Source organism: Spiribacter roseus, assembly GCF_002813635.1.
Lineage (GTDB): Bacteria > Pseudomonadota > Gammaproteobacteria > Nitrococcales > Nitrococcaceae > Spiribacter > Spiribacter roseus.
Window position 1 is genome coordinate 1,181,190 of the sequence record NZ_CP016382.1, and the last position, 13,825, is coordinate 1,195,014.

Annotated in this window: 12 protein-coding genes; 3 read left to right on the forward strand and 9 right to left on the reverse strand. The window is 67.5% G+C overall.

What is annotated here, in order from left to right; genetic code table 11:
- Positions 1-68 precede the first annotated feature (68 nt).
- On the reverse strand, positions 69-1,094 hold the full coding sequence (locus BBH56_RS05790; protein WP_148122235.1) for a Fe(3+) ABC transporter substrate-binding protein: 1,026 nt from the start codon (positions 1,092-1,094) through the stop codon (positions 69-71).
- A gap of 143 nt (positions 1,095-1,237) precedes the next feature.
- On the opposite strand from BBH56_RS05790, the gene BBH56_RS05795 reads away from it, so the two are divergent.
- Positions 1,238-2,377, forward strand: a complete 1,140-nt coding sequence (locus tag BBH56_RS05795; protein ID WP_144348207.1) for an ABC transporter ATP-binding protein — start codon at positions 1,238-1,240, stop codon at positions 2,375-2,377.
- Here BBH56_RS05795 and BBH56_RS05800 read toward each other — a convergent pair whose 3' ends face one another.
- Entirely contained in the window at positions 2,378-4,075 is a 1,698-nt protein-coding gene (locus BBH56_RS05800) for an ABC transporter permease (protein ID WP_318262508.1), read from the reverse strand.
- Positions 4,076-4,209: 134 nt separating this feature from the next.
- Between BBH56_RS05800 and hisC the strand changes: the two genes are divergently transcribed.
- Positions 4,210-5,280, forward strand: a complete 1,071-nt coding sequence (gene hisC, locus BBH56_RS05805; RefSeq protein ID WP_148122237.1) for a histidinol-phosphate transaminase — start codon at positions 4,210-4,212, stop codon at positions 5,278-5,280.
- A gap of 3 nt (positions 5,281-5,283) precedes the next feature.
- On the opposite strand, the gene BBH56_RS05810 is transcribed toward hisC, so the two are convergent.
- On the reverse strand, positions 5,284-6,651 hold the full coding sequence (locus BBH56_RS05810; RefSeq protein ID WP_148122238.1) for an MATE family efflux transporter: 1,368 nt from the start codon (positions 6,649-6,651) through the stop codon (positions 5,284-5,286).
- Between the two features lie 4 nt (positions 6,652-6,655).
- On the opposite strand from BBH56_RS05810, the gene BBH56_RS05815 reads away from it, so the two are divergent.
- The gene (locus tag BBH56_RS05815; RefSeq protein ID WP_318262509.1) at positions 6,656-7,330 is read left to right on the forward strand and encodes a 7-cyano-7-deazaguanine/7-aminomethyl-7-deazaguanine transporter; all 675 of its coding nucleotides are present in this window, start codon (positions 6,656-6,658) and stop codon (positions 7,328-7,330) included.
- Here BBH56_RS05815 and BBH56_RS05820 read toward each other — a convergent pair.
- From BBH56_RS05820 to BBH56_RS05845, 6 genes are all read right to left on the reverse strand, one after another.
- Positions 7,327-7,716, reverse strand: coding sequence for an N-acetyltransferase (locus tag BBH56_RS05820; protein ID WP_157809111.1), 390 nt, complete (start codon positions 7,714-7,716; stop codon positions 7,327-7,329). The two genes, BBH56_RS05815 and BBH56_RS05820, sit on opposite strands and share 4 nt — an antisense overlap.
- Positions 7,713-8,996: a serine--tRNA ligase gene (gene serS, locus BBH56_RS05825; RefSeq protein WP_148122240.1), complete on the reverse strand. Its 1,284-nt coding sequence runs from the start codon at positions 8,994-8,996 to the stop codon at positions 7,713-7,715. The genes BBH56_RS05820 and serS overlap by 4 nt, the downstream gene beginning before the upstream one ends.
- A gap of 15 nt (positions 8,997-9,011) precedes the next feature.
- Complete coding sequence (gene crcB, locus BBH56_RS05830) at positions 9,012-9,395, reverse strand: fluoride efflux transporter CrcB (RefSeq protein ID WP_110883000.1); 384 nt, start codon at positions 9,393-9,395, stop codon at positions 9,012-9,014.
- Between the two features lie 64 nt (positions 9,396-9,459).
- Positions 9,460-10,758, reverse strand: coding sequence for a replication-associated recombination protein A (locus BBH56_RS05835; RefSeq protein WP_148122241.1), 1,299 nt, complete (start codon positions 10,756-10,758; stop codon positions 9,460-9,462).
- Complete coding sequence (lolA, locus tag BBH56_RS05840) at positions 10,755-11,405, reverse strand: outer membrane lipoprotein chaperone LolA (protein WP_110882998.1); 651 nt, start codon at positions 11,403-11,405, stop codon at positions 10,755-10,757. The genes BBH56_RS05835 and lolA overlap by 4 nt, the downstream gene beginning before the upstream one ends.
- Positions 11,405-13,780 carry a DNA translocase FtsK gene (locus BBH56_RS05845; RefSeq protein WP_148122242.1) on the reverse strand — a complete coding sequence of 792 codons (2,376 nt, stop codon included), beginning with the start codon at positions 13,778-13,780 and terminating at the stop codon, positions 11,405-11,407. Before BBH56_RS05845 ends, lolA begins: the two co-directional genes overlap by 1 nt.
- Positions 13,781-13,825 lie beyond the last annotated feature (45 nt).

Below are 13,825 nucleotides of genomic sequence, written 5' to 3' on the forward strand. Positions count from 1 at the left end.
GGACAGAAAAGGCCGCGAGCGGGTTCGTTCCCGTCGCGGCCAAGCCATCAAGGGGAGGGAATCAGGGATCAGCGCCAGCCGGCCCGGTCCATCAGCCGCACCGCGTCGGCGTTGTAGTCACCCAGCACGCTCATGCTGACATCGTCGAAGGCGACGTCGGTGTAGGGCTGAAGTGCCGCGACCGGCTCAACACCCTCGACCGCGGGAAACTCGTTGTTGCCAGCGGAAAACAGCTTCTGAGCCTCGTCCGAGGCAAGAAACTCGAGGAACTGACGGGCCGCCTCGGGATTCGGGGCGGCCTCGACCATGCCCGCGCCGCCAATGTTGCGATGCGTGCCCCGGCCATCCTGGTTGGGGAAGATCAACCCGGCCCGCTCGGCGACGGCCTGATCAGCCTTGTCGTCGGACAGCGCGAGGCGGATCCAGTAGTAGTGGTTACCCACCGCCAGGCCACACTCGCCGGCGGCAACCCCACGGATCTGGTCGGTGTCACCGCCCTGCGGCGGACGCGCCATGTTGTCGACCAGTCCCTCGGCCCAGTCTTCGGTGGCCTCCGGCCCGTTGGCGGCGATCAGCGAGGCCACCAGCGACTGGTTGTAGTCATTGTTCGAGGAGCGGATGCAGACCTCGCCCTCGAAACGCGGATCCGCGAGCTCCTCGTAGCGACTGAGCGGCGGCTCGTCATACTGCTCCTTGTCGTAGTAGACGATCCGCACCCGCTCGCTGAACCCGAACCAGAGGTTTTCCGGATCGCGCAGGGGCGCCGGGATGCGCTCGGTGAGCACTTCCGAGTCCACCGGCGCAAACAGCCCCGCCGCCTCGGCGCGCTGGAGCCGGGCGGCGTCCACGGTCATGAAGATGTCCGCCGGGCTCGCCGCCCCCTCGCGACGGATCCGCTCGATGAGCTGATCGGAATCACCCTCGAGCACATTCACTTCAACGCCGGTCTGCCGCTCGAACGCCTCATAGAGCGCTTCATCCGAGTCGTAATGCCGGGCCGTGTAGAGGTTGAGGGTCTGGGCACTGGCGACGCTGACTCCCGCCGCCACGCCGACGCCGAGCATCCACGCGGTGTTTCGGATCTTCGTTGACATGCAAGTCTCCTGGTTTTTGCCGAGTTAAATGCGGATGCGAACCATTCGCAACTTGAAAGCGATTAAACCGAACCCATCGCCCCCCGTCAACCGCCAATGAGAATCGCTTGCAAAAACGCCGGGTGATGACCGAAACTCCCGGTATGAGCGCACAGCAGAACGATCTTGTCTCCCGGTTTCCCGCCGGTGGCGTCGCCGGCGTACAGGCCCCCTGCCCGACGCCGTCCGGCGAGGCCCTCCAGCTCGAGGGGATCAGTCATCAGTTCGATACCGTGACCGCGGCCGACGACATCAACCTGAGCGTCGAGCCTGAGGAACTGCTTTGCCTGCTCGGCCCATCGGGATGCGGCAAGACGACCCTGTTGCGGTTCGCCGCCGGGCTGGAGCGTCCCCAGGCCGGTCGGGTACGGATTGGCAACACGCTGATGTCCGACGCCAGTGACAGCACCTGGACCCCGCCGGAGCAGCGCCAGGTCGGTCTTGTCTTTCAGGACGCCGTGCTGTTCCCGCACCTGAGCGTTCTCGACAATGTGGGCTTCGGGTTGCCCAGAATGTCGGCGCGCGAGCGCGAGCAGCGTTCCCGCGCCCTGCTCGCCCAGCTGGGGCTCGCGCCCTTTGCAGAGAGCTTCCCGCATGTCCTGTCCGGCGGGCAGCAACAGCGCGTCGCGCTGGCCCGCGCGCTGGCCCCATCGCCGCGGATCATGCTCCTCGACGAGCCGTTCTCGGGCCTTGATGCGCGTCTTCGTGACCGCATCCGCGACGACACGCTGCACCTGCTCAAGCGCAACGGCACCGCAACGCTGCTGGTCACCCATGACCCGGAGGAAGCCCTGTTCATGGCCGACCGGATCGCCGTCATGCGCGACGGCCGGATCGTCCAGCAGGGCACGCCGACCGAGATCTACTGCAACCCGCAGGATCCCTTCGTGGTGCGCTTTTTCGGGGATGTGAACGAGGTCCGCGGGGTGGTCACGGACGGTCAGGTCGCGACCCCGCTGGGCCCTGTGGATGCAGGCCACCTGGCGGAGGGCACCAATGCCCAGGTATTGATCCGCCCGGAGGCGCTCAGCGTTGAGAAACGCTCAGGCCCCATGGATCACAGCCACAGCCATGTCCTCATGTCGCGGCTGCTGGGCGGGGCCAGCTTCATTCACCTGTGTGTGCACCAGGGCAATGATGAATTCCACATGCATGCCCACATGCCCGGGGTTTTCCTGCCCCAGCGCGACGAGCCCATCGATATCCACCTCGACCCCAGTCAGACGTTCGTCTTTGCGGCCTGATCAGTGATCCGAGTCGGCCGATCCGGGCCGGGAATGCCGCATGGCGCGGCTGAGCAGAATCACCGGGACGATCCCCACCAGCACGATCGCCAGTGACGCCGTGGACGACTGACTGAGGCGTTCATCCGAGGCCAGCTCGTAGGAGCGCACCGCCAGTGTGGTGAAGTCGAAGGGCCGCAGAATGATGGTCGCCGGCAGCTCTTTCATAACGTCGACGAACACCAGGATACCGGCGCCCAGCAGACTGCCGCGCATGATCGGCGCATGCACCCGGCGCAGGGTCCCGCCGGCGGTCTTGCCCAGAGTGCGCGACGCGGCATCCATGGTGGGCGTGACCTTGGTCAGACTGGCCTGGACCGCGTTGTAGGACACCGCCAGAAAGCGCACCAGATAGGCATACACCAGCGCCACGCCACTGCCGGTGAGCAGCAGACCGACATCCCAGCCGAACTCGCCGCGGAACAGCGCATAGAGCTGTTGATCCATCCAGCCCAGCGGGATGAGGATGCCCACGGCGATGACGGCGCCCGGCACGGCGTAGCCCATCGCGGAGACCCGCACCGCCGCCTCGGTGAGGGGCGAGGGCGCCAGCCGCACGCCGTAGGACAATAGCACCGCCAGGCCGACCGCGCCCAGTGCGGCCGCGGTGGCCAGGCTGACACTGTTGAAGATGTAGGGCAGAAACGCCCAGCCGAGCCGCCCATCACCGTTGGTCAGGCTCATCTCGAGCAGCAGCAGCGCCGGCAGGACAAAGCCCAGCACCACCGGCAGCCCGCAGCCCGCCACCGCCAGCCAGCGCCGCGCGCCCCGCAGCTCATACTGTGGCAGTTCGCGGTAGCGACTGGAGGTATGAAAGTACTGTGCCCTGCCGCGCGAGATGCGCTCGATCAGCAGCAGCGCCAGCACGAACAGCAGCAGCACCCCCGCGAGCTGGGCCGCCGCGGTACGCTCGCCCAGCCCGAACCAGGTCCGGTAGATGCCAGTGGTGAAGGTATCGAGGGCGAAGAACTGCACGGCGCCGAACTCATTGAGCGTTTCCATCAGCGCAAGCGCGGCGCCCCCGGCGATGGCCGGCCGCGCCAGCGGAATGGCGATGGTGCTGAACAGCCGCCACGGCCCGCGCCCCAGCGTGCGGCCCACCTCAAGCACACAGACGGACTGCTCGAGGAACGCCGCGCGCGTGAGCAGATAGACATAGGGATAGAGCACCAGGGACAGCAGGGCGATCGCCCCACCCAGCGAGCGCACCGGCGGAAACCAGTAGTCGCCCGCACTCCAGCCGAACAGGTCCCGCAGCAGGCTCTGTAGCGGCCCGGCAAACTGCAGGAAGTCGGTGTAGGCATAGGCGATGACGTAAGTCGGCACCGCCAGCGGCAGGAGCAGCGCCCACTCGAACAGGCGCTGGCCGGGGAACCGGCACATCACCACCAGCCATGCCGTACCCACCCCCAGCACCAGCACACCGATACCCACGCCCAGCACCAGACCCACGGTGTTGAGCAGATAACGCGGCAGCACCGTGGTCGCCAGGTGCGCCCACACATCCGGCGCGGGTACGAACACATGCGCCAGCACCGTGAGCACCGGCAGCGAGACCAGCAGCGCGATCGTGAGCATCATGATCGTCCAGATGCTCATGCGCCGCGAGGCGAGAAGCAGGCGGGGGAAGAACGAGAGCGAACGCGCAGACGCTGCCACTGTTGGATACTCCAGGCGCAATCGTGGATCAGGACCTTATTGGTCCACAATGATAGCGGTCTCGGGCGGGTTTTTCAGCCCATCACGGCCGGGTCGGCGCTGACGCCCGTCAATGCCGGCGGTATGATGCCTCCATGACTTACGAACGCGACATCATCCGCCGTATGGCGGGTTACGTGCCCGGCGAGCAGCCCACCGACGCGGGCGTCATCAAGCTCAACACCAACGAGAACCCGTGGCCGCCCTCGCCCCGGGTCATGGAGGCGCTGACAACGATCGGCGCCGAGGCCCTGCGCCGCTACCCCTCCCCCGGCGCGGCAGCGGTGATGAACGAGGCGGCGGCGCTGCATGGCGTGAACCGGAACCAGCTGGTGGCCACCAACGGTGGCGACGAACTGCTGCGGCTTGCCATCACCACATTCGTCCCGCCCGGGCAGCCCATCGGCATCGCCGAGCCCAGCTATTCCCTCTACCCCGTGCTGGCCGCGATTCACGACAGCCCGGTGCACCGGGTGGCACTGGACAGCGACTGGGCGCCGCCGGCGGAATTTGCCGCCGAAATGAACCGTGCCGGCGTACCCCTGACGCTGCTGGTCAATCCTCACGCCCCCAGTGGACGGCTGCTTGCCGCGGATGTCATCAGCGCCCTGGCCGACGCGCTGCAGGGCGTGCTGCTGGTGGACGAGGCCTACGTGGACTTCGCCGACCCCGATCACGATGTCACCGCCCTGATCCACCGGCACGACAACCTGATGATTCTGCGGACGCTGTCCAAGGGCTATTCGTTGGCCGGACTGCGGCTTGGCTACGGCATCGGCCCGGCTGGCCTGATCGAGCCGATCGCCACCAAGACCCGGGACAGCTACAGCGTCGATGCGGTGGCTGATCACCTGGGCGCCGCCGCGCTGGCGGATCAATCCAGCGCCCGGGCCAGCTGGGCGGCGGTGCGTGATGAACGCCAGCGCCTGACCGGGACCCTGCGCGAGGCGGGCTTCACGGTGCCCGACAGCCAGGCGAACTTCTGCCTGGCGGGGGTGCCTGAGGGCGCTGCGGCCGGCGCCGCGCAGCTGTACGCCGGGCTCAAGGACCAGGGCATCCTGGTGCGCCATTTCGACACCCCGCGGCTGCGCGATCATCTGCGCATCAGCGTCGGAACCCCGGCCCAGAACGATGCGCTGCTGACCGCGCTGCTCGCGATGCTCTAGGCGTCAGGCGTCCAGCGCTGCGGCAAACCAGGTGCGATGCCGCCAGCTGCGCCAGAACACCGCACCCAGCAGTACACCGCGGGCCAGGGTAAAACTCACGAAGGCCAGCCACAGGCCATGGTTGCCCAGGGGCTGCGACAGCCACCAGACCGGCAGATAACCGGCCACCACCGCCACCACCATGGTGTCCCGCATGGCTCGGGTTCGTGTCGCCCCAATGAAAATGCCATCAAGCAGATAACTGGCCACCGCCAGCAATGGCATGGCCACCATCCAGGGCAGAAAGCGCTCGGCCATGGCCCGCACATCGGGAAGATCGGTGAGCAGCCGGATCAGCGCCTCGCCCCCCAGCGCAAAGCCCAGACTCGCCAGCATCGCGGTCGCCAGCGACCATTCCAGCGCGGCCCGCACCACCCGTCGGAAGCCGGCCTCGTCATCGGCGCCGATCTGTTGGCCCACCAGTGACTCGGTGGCATGCGCGAACCCGTCAAGTCCGTAGGAGGCAAGCAACACGAACTGCAGCAGCACCGCGTTCGCCGCCAGGGTGACATCCCCCAGCTGCGCGCCCTGGGAGTGGAAGAAGGCGAACGCGAACAGCAGGCACAGCGTGCGAATGAAAAGCGCCGCGTTCACCCCCAGCAACCGCCGATACCCCGCGACGGGGCCAAAGACACCGGTCACCCGGCGCCACCCCCAGCCCCGCCAGGCATGCAATGCCCAGCCGGCCCCAACGATCAGCGCCAGGTAGTCGGCCATCACGCTGGCAAGCGCGACGCCGTCGGTGGTCATGCCAAGTCCCACCACGAATAGCAGGTCGAGCAGGATATTGGCCACATTGTTGACGATCATCAGCACCAGGGTGATGCGACTGTAGCCGCGCCCCAGAAACCAGCCGATCAGCGCATAGTTGGCCAGCACGGCCGGCGCGCTCAGTATGCGGATGCGGGCGTAGGTATCGGCCTCGGCGGTGACCGCCGCGCTTCCGTCGAGCAGCGCGAGGCCTGCGGGGATCAACAGCGGATGCAGGGCGATCAGCGCCAGACCAATCACCGCTGCCAGCATCAGGCTCTGTCCCAGCAGCCGGATGAGATCGTCCTGATCCTGCCGCCCGCAGGCCTGGGCCGCCAGACCCGTCGTGCCCATGCGCAGAAAGCCGAACCCCCAGTAGAGGAAACTGAACAGCGTCGCGCCCAGCGTCACCCCGCCCAGATATCGGCTGTCGGACAGGTGACCGACCACCGCGGTGTCGACCAGGCCCAGCAGCGGCACCGTCAGGTTGGACACGATCAGCGGCCATGCCAGCGCCATCACGCGCCGGCGCGCCGCCCCGGGCGTGCGTGGCGCTGTCGGGCTGCTATACTCCGTACCCATGAAAATGGTCACTCCTGAACAGTATCGCCGCGCCCTGCTGGTGCTTGCCGGGGCGCATATCGCCATCATCGCCGCCAGCAACTACCTGGTGCAGCTACCGGTGACACTTCTCGGGGTGCAGAGCACCTGGGGCGCGTTCTCGTTTCCTTTCATTTTCCTTGCCACGGACCTGACGGTACGGACCTTCGGCAAGTACGCCGCCCGGCGGATCATCTTTTTTGCCATGGGCCCGGCACTCGTGGTGTCGTATGCACTTGGCGTGCTGTTCCAGCAGGGCAGCTTCCAGGGGAGCGAGGCGCTGCTCACGCTCAACAGCTTCGTCGGCCGGATCGCCATCGCCAGTTTCATGGCCTATGCCCTCGGCCAGCTGCTCGACATCCAGCTGTTCGATCGCCTGCGGGCCTCGGCCCGCTGGTGGGTGGCTCCGGCGGTTTCCACCCTGTTCGGCAATCTCGCCGACACCGTGGCGTTCTTCGGCATTGCCTTCTACCGCAGCCCCGACCCCTTCATGGCCGCCCACTGGCCGGAGATCGCGGCGGTGGACTATGCCATGAAGCTGGGCATCTCGCTGCTGCTGTTCCTGCCCGCCTACGGGCTTCTGCTGGGCTGGCTGCAGCGCCGGGTGCTGGGGCCGGACGGGCGCATCGGCCTGCGACCGGCCACGGCGTCGCCGCGCTAGTCAGCCGGCGCCGGACGGCGCGGATACCAGACCAGCGGCCCGCCGCGGCGGCTGGTATCGATTTCAAACCCGTGCCGGGCATACCAGTCGAGCAGCGCGGTCTGCGCCAGGCCGCCCGCCTCGTCGACGTTGGCCTGCCCGAGCAGCGTCACGCCATGGCGATCGCACAGCGTTTTCAGCCACTCCAGCGCCTGACTCGCCTCGCCGCGGCCCCGCGAGGCCGGATCGGTCTCGATGCGCATCAGGACCAGATAATCCGACTCGGCCTCGACCACGGCCCGCACTGAGCCGAACCAGCGGTAGGCGAGCAGCGAGTCGGGCTCGCCAGCCGCCGGAATGGTCTGTTCGCGCCAGCCGCGAATGGCCGCGTCGACATCCCGACTCATGGTGTCAGCCACTCGCACCCGCCCATATAGGGCTGGAGCACGGCGGGGATGGCCACACGGCCATCGGCCCGCTGGTAGTTCTCGAGCACCGCCACCAGGCAACGCCCCACCGCCAGCGCCGAGCCGTTCAGGGTGTGCAACGGCTCGGGACGACCGGTATCGGGGTGGCGCCAGCGCGCCTGCATGCGGCGCGCCTGGAAAGCCTCGGTATTGCTGCAGGAGGAGATCTCCCGGTAGCTCGCCTGACCGGGCAGCCAGACTTCGATGTCGTAGGTCTTGGCGGCCGCGAAGCCCATGTCGCCGCCACAGAGCGTGACCACCCGATACGGCAGTGCGAGCTGTTGGAGGATGATCTCGGCATGCCGGGTCAGCCGCTCGAGGGCCGCGTAGGAGTCGTCCGGACGGGTCAGCTGCACCAGCTCGACCTTGTCGAATTGATGCTGGCGGATCATGCCGCGGGTATCACGCCCGTAGGAGCCGGCCTCGGAACGAAAGCAGGGGCTGTGACAGACATAACCCAGCGGCAGTTGATCGGCCTCGATGATCTCGCCGGCCGCCAGGTTGGCGAGCGGCACCTCGGCGGTGGGAATCAGCCGCAGCGACGGCTCGAACCCGGCGATGGAGAACAGATCCTCATCAAACTTGGGCAGCTGCCCGGTCCCGGTCAACGCCTCTTCGCCCACCAGGTAGGGGACATAGGTTTCGTGATAGCCATGCTGCTCGGTATGCACGTCCAGCATGTACTGCGCGAGTGCCCGGTGCAGCCTTGCAACGCCCCCGCGCATGACCACGAAACGCGCCCCCGACAGCTTCGCTCCTGCCGCAAAATCCAGTCCGCCACCCAGCGCCTCGCCGAGCTCGACATGATCGCGGGCCTCGAAGTCGAAGGTTGGCGGCGTGCCCCAGCGTCGGACCTCGATATTGTCCGCCTCGTCGCGACCGTGCGGCACCGTGTCATGGGGCAGGTTGGGCAGTCCCAGCTGGATGGCGCGCAGCTCGGCCTGCAGGGTCTCGAGCTCGGACTGGGCGGTCTTGAGCGCCTCACCCAGATCAGCGACCGCATCCAGTAGAGGCTGCACCGGCTCGCCGGCCTGCTTGGCCTGACCGATCGCCCGCGACTGGGCATTGCGCTCGTGCTGGAGGGATTCGGTGCGCGACTGCAGCTCGCGGCGCCGCGCCTCGAGCCCGGCATAGTGCTCGGCATCAAAGGCATGACCGCGCCGCGCCAGCTGCTCGGCCACCGCGTCAGGATTCTGCCGGAGGGTTTTTTGATCAAGCATCGATTGGCTCGTGTCCTAGAAACTGCGGGTGATGAGAATGCCCGTGAGCGTTGCCAGCAGGCAGGTGGTCACGCTCGCCAGGACATAGGCCGCCGCCTGCAGACCGGCACCGGCCTCGTACAGCGCGATGGTGTCTAGCGAGAAGGTTGAAAACGTGGTGAACGCCCCCAGCACGCCAACGGCAAAGAAAAGCCGCAGGCTTGAGCCGGGCAGACTCCGCTCCACAAGCAGGACGAAGGCCACCCCGATCAGGAGGCTGCCGACCACGTTCACCGCCAGCGTTCCCCAGGGAAAGGCCCGGGGCAGCACGCCGTGGACCGCCGCCGTGGCGCCGTAGCGCAGTGCCGCGCCAATCGCCCCGCCACTGGCTACCGCCAGATATTCACCGACAAATGCCATCGCCTGACTCTTCCTCGAGAAGACCGCCGAAGTGTACGCGAAACCCGATGGCCATCGTAGCCAATCAGCGCCGCCCCGCCGCCTCATCCAGCTCGGCCAGCCATGCCAGTCGGTCGGCGATGCGGCGCTCGAGGCCGCGCTCGGTGGGCTGGTAGTAGCGCCGCCCCGCCAGTGCATCGGGCAGGTACTGCTCACCGGCGGCGTAGCCGTGGGGCTCGTCGTGGGCATACCGATAGGCATGCCCATAGCCGAGGGATTTCATCAGCCGGGTGGGGGCATTGCGCAGATGCACCGGCACCTCGAGCGACCCCTCGCTGCGGGCATCGGCCATGGCCTGGTTGAAGGCGCTGTACACGGCGTTGCTCTTGGGCACCGAGGCCATGTAAGTAATGGCGTGGGCGATCGCCAGTTCGCCCTCGGGTGAGCCCAGCCGCTCCTGGGCCTGCCACGCATCGAGGCCCACCTGCAGGGCACGCGGATCGGCATTGCCAATGTCTTCCGAGGCCATGCGCACCACCCGACGGGCGATGTACAGCGGATCGCAGCCGCCTTCGAGCATGCGCGCGTACCAGTACAGTGCGGCGTCGGGTGCCGAGCCACGCACCGATTTGTGCAGGGCCGAAATGAGGTCGTAGAAGGCATCCCCGCCCTTGTCAAAGCGCGCCCGGCCGCCGGCCGCCGCCTCGCGGACCCGGTCCACACCGATGACCCCGTCGTCGCCCACCAGGTCCGCGGCCACCTCCAGCAGGCTCAGCGCCGTGCGGGCATCACCGTCGGCCAGCTGGGTCAGTGCCTCGCGCGCCGCGGGGTCGAGCTGCAGGGGCGTATCCCCGAGGCCGCGCTCGGCATCCCCCATCGCCGCATCGATCAACCGACCGATGGCCTCGGGCTCGAGGGTACGCAGCACATAGACGCGCACCCGGGAGAGCAGCGCGTTGTTGAGCTCGAACGAGGGGTTTTCAGTGGTGGCACCGATGAACAGCAGCGTGCCGTCCTCGATATACGGCAGAAAGGCATCCTGCTGGGCCTTGTTAAAGCGATGCACCTCGTCGACGAACAGCAGGGTCTGACGTCCGGCCTCGCGGTTGGCCCGACCGCGGGCCGCCGACTCGCGGATATCCTTGACCCCGGCCATGACTGCGGAGAGGGTCAGAAACTCCGCATCCGCCGCTGTCGCGACCATCCGTGCCAGCGTTGTCTTGCCAGTGCCCGGCGGTCCCCACAGGACCATCGAGTGCGGCCGGCCGGCCGCCAGCGCCTCCCCCAGCGGCCGACCCGGGGCCAACAGGTGCGACTGGCCGGCGAATTCATCCGCATGGCGCGGCCGCATGCGGTCGGCCAGCGGACGGGTGCGGTCGATCATGCGCCCTGCATCACATCCACGCCCTCGGGCGGTTCGAATTCGAAACGCTCAAAGTCAACGTCTGGATTGCGCTCGATGGCGAGCAGTTCAACGCTCACGCGCTGGCCCATGCCATCCTGGACCTCGATGATGGCGGGCACTCCGTCCTCAAGCGTGAGATGCACGCGCTGGAAATTCCACGCCGGATCGGTGGGTCGCATCCGAATCCGGCCGTCGTCGGTCACCGACAGGTCGAAATTGTCTTTCAGGTTGGCGAAATCGCCACTCAGCAGCTGCGCGGCGCCCACCCCCAGGGCGTCGTCCAGCGGCCGGACCACCACCTGCTCGAGGGCGACATCGTGCACCCAGAGCTGCTCGCCATCGGCCACGATGAGCTGTTCCCAGGGCTTGTCGTAGTCCCAGATGAAGCGCTGGGGGCGGGCCATGACAAACGACCCGGCGGCCTCTTCCACCACGGTACCGGCCTCGTCACGGGTGGTCTGGCGGAACTCACCCTCGAGGGTTTCCACCGACTCGAAATACGCCGCCAGCCGGTCCAGCGGCGTGGGTGTATCGGGCTCGGCCACGGCTGTGCCAGCCAGCGCTGCGCAGGCGCCGAGCACGGCCATCAGGCAGCCCCGGATCCTGTTGTCGATTCTGCGGTCCATCAATCCCCCGGCGGTGGTGGCGCGATCACCTCGCGCGAGCCATTGGCCTGTAGCGGTCCGACGATGCCGGCCGCCTCCATTTCCTCGACCAGGCGGGCCGCGCGGTTATAGCCCACCTTGAGGCGTCGCTGAACCCCCGAGATCGAGGCTTTGCGGGTCTCGGTGACGATTCGCACCGCCTGGTCGTAGAGCGGGTCCGACTCGCCGACGCCCGCGTTCATTTCACCCGGCAGGGCGCCGACGCCGGCGGCGTCCCCGCCGCCCTCGTCCAGAATCCCGTCGACATAGTCCGGCGAGCCGCTCTGCTTGAGATGCTCGGCCACCCGATGCACCTCGGCATCCGAGACGAATGCGCCGTGCACCCGCTCGGGCAGGCCGCGACTGCTGGGCCCCATGTACAGCATGTCGCCATGCCCGAGCAGGGACTCCGCCCCCATCTGATCAAGGATGGTGCGCGAATCCACCCGCGAGGACACCTGAAAGGCCATCCGCGTGGGGATATTCGCCTTGATCAACCCGGTGATGACGTCCACCGACGGCCGCTGGGTGGCCAGAATCAGATGAATGCCGGCAGCACGGGCCTTCTGCGCCAGGCGCGCGATGAGCTCTTCGACCTTCTTGCCGACCATCATCATCATATCGGCGAATTCATCGACCACCACCACGGTGTAGGGCATGGGCTCGAGCACCGGGGGTTGCGGCGCCTCGCCATCCAGCGTCGGCTCGACCCGGTCGCCCCCGAGGTTCCAGAGCGGATCAGTGAGCGGCTCACCACGATCCCGCGCCTCGCGGATCCGGCGGTTGGCCCCGCCGATATTGCGCACCCCCAGCGCCGACATCACGCGATAGCGCCGCTCCATCTCGCCGACACACCAGCGCAGCGCATTCGCCGCCTCCTTCATGTCCGTGACCACCGGCGCCAGCAGGTGCGGGATGCCGTCATACACCGAGAGCTCGAGCATTTTCGGATCAATCATGATCATGCGCACCTGCTCGGGGGCATTTTTATAAAGCATGCTGATGATCATGGCGTTGATGCCCACCGACTTGCCCGAGCCGGTGGTGCCGGCCACCAGCAGATGCGGCATCTTCGCCAGGTCGACCACCTGGGTATAACCACCGATGTCCTTGCCGATCGCCAGCGTGAGGGGCGAATCGGCCTTCTCGAAGGCATCCGCCCGAATGATCTCGGACAGCGCGATGACCTGACGATGCTCGTTGGGGATCTCGAGCCCCACCACCGACTTGCCGGGAATGACTTCCACCACGCGCACCGCCGTCACCGACAGGGCGCGTGCCAGGTCCTTGGACAGATTGCTGATCTGACTGACTTTCACCCCGGCCGCGGGCTTGAGCTCGAAACGGGTGATCACCGGACCGGGCTGAACGGCGACCACCTCCACCTCGACACCGAAATCCCCCAGCTTGGTCTCAACCAGCCGGGACATCGCCTCGAGCGCCTCGTGGCTGTAACCGGGCTGCTCGGCCTGGGGCGAATCCAGCAGTGACACCGGCGGATGGCCACCATTGGGCGGCGGCGTCTCAAAAAGCTGGCGCTGTTCGGCCCGATTGCCACTCGCCGCCCGCGCCGGCGCGGGCTTGGGCGCAGGCGCGGCGGGGGCCGGTGACGCGGGGGCCGGTGCCGCGATGGCGGGCTTCTGGCGCTGGCGGTCACGGCGCCGCTCGGCGTATCGGGCGGCCTGCCGCGAGCCGGCCGAGCGCAGCGCGGTGATTCCGCTCTGCAGCGCACCCTGCAGCGCCAGCAGGTATTTGCCCTGGGCCAGCACCAGCTGACCCAGCCGATCCATGAGCGAGATCCACGACAGCCCCGTGAACAGCGTCACCCCGGCCAGAAACACCGCCAGTGCCAGCAGCGTGGCACCGGTAAAGCTAAAGGCCTCGCGCCCCCAGTCGCCGACCAGATTGCCCAGCACACCCCCCGAACTGAGCGGCACGGTGCCGGCCACCGGCTCGATGTGCAGGCGGGCCACGGCCGCACCGGCGAGCAGGGTGATCACGAAGCCAGCCACCCGCACCCCGATGATGCCCCAGTGAACGGCGCCGTCACGCCGCTGCCAGCGATAGACGAGCGTGGCCAGCAGGCCGAGCAGCACGGGGAACAGGTAGGCGAGGTAACCAAACAGGTAGAGACTGAGATCCGCCCAGTAGGCGCCGACCACACCGCCGGCGTTACCGACACCGCGGGTCGGCCCGGACTGACTCCAGCCCGGGTCGGCCGGCGTGTACGTCAGCAGCGAGAGCATCAGGAAACCGGCCACCGCCATCAGCAACAGCAGGGCCGCCTCCCGGAGAACCCGACTGATGTGCTGACCGCCGGGCCCGGTCAGTCGCCGTGCGGTTGTCTTGCCTGCCATGGCGTTGAGTGTACAGTAGGCGGTCGACCTTTCGCAGCGATGGGT